Below are 1,205 nucleotides of genomic sequence, written 5' to 3' on the forward strand. Positions count from 1 at the left end.
CCCCACGCCAGCGAGGTGGCGGGCAGGCCGTCGGCACGGCGCTGCTCGGCGAGCGCGTCCAGGAACGCGTTCGCGGCCGCGTAGTTGCCCTGGCCGGCGGCTCCGAACACGCCGGAGGCCGAGGAGAACAGGACGAACGCCGACAGGTCCATCCCGGCCGTCAGCTCGTGCAGGATCACCGCCGCGTCCACCTTCGGACGCAGCACCGCCGACAGCCGCTCCGGCGTCAGCGACGACACCACGCCGTCATCCAGGACGCCGGCGGTGTGGACCACCGCCGACAGCGAACGACCTTCCAGCAGCGCTGCGACGGCCGCGCGGTCGGACACGTCGCACGCGACGACGTCCACCTCGGCGCCCAACTCAACCAGTTCATCACGCAGTTCGCTCGCGCCCGGGGCGTCCAGGCCGCGGCGGCTGGTCAGCACCAGACTCCGCACCCCGTGCGCCGTGACCAGGTGCCGGGCCACCAGCGAGCCCAGACCACCCGTACCACCCGTGACGAGAACCGGGCCCTCGCCCAGCGACACCGCGTTGTCCGATTCGGCGGCAACGCGCACCAGACGCGGCGCGAACGCCACACCCCCACGCACCGCCACCTGCGGCTCACCACACGAGAGGACACCCGAAGGCAGTTCGGCGTCCGCCTCCAGATCCACCAGCACCAGCCGGTCCGGGTTCTCCGACTGCGCCGAGCGCACCAGGCCCCAGACCACCGACTCCGCCAGACCCGCAACACCCGACGCCGCATCCACAGCGACAGCGCCACGCGTCACCACAGCCAGCTTCGAAGCGGCGAACCGCTCCTCCGCCAGCCAGCCCCGCACCAGCTCCAGGGCCCACACACCGGCAGCGTGCGCGGCCTCGGCCACGTCACCGCCGCCCGCCTGCGGTGCCTCGACGACCACGACCGCCGGGACCTCGTCCCCGGCCAGCTCGGCCGGCGACGACACCACCCGAAGGTCCGCACCCGACCCGGCCCCGAGCGCGACCTGCGCCCAGTCCACGCCGAACAGCGACTCGCCACCACGGTTGCCCGCCGCCGCCAGCTGCCCGGCGACCACCGGCCGCAGCACCAGCGACTCCACCGAACCGACCGGACGGCCCTCCGCGTCCGCCAGCGTCAGCGACACCGCGTCCGAACCCGCCGACACCAGCCGCACCCGCAGCGCGCCCGCGCCCGACGCGACCAGCGACACACCCGA

At 74.4% G+C, this 1,205-nt stretch carries 1 protein-coding gene; it reads right to left on the bottom strand.

The annotated features are described in order from the left end of the window. Positions 1-1,205, bottom strand: a 1,205-nt coding sequence (locus ACWDBB_RS36255) for a beta-ketoacyl reductase (protein WP_449793660.1), incomplete at both ends; no start/stop codon positions are given.

It is taken from the genome of Kitasatospora sp. NPDC001095, from assembly GCF_053598615.1.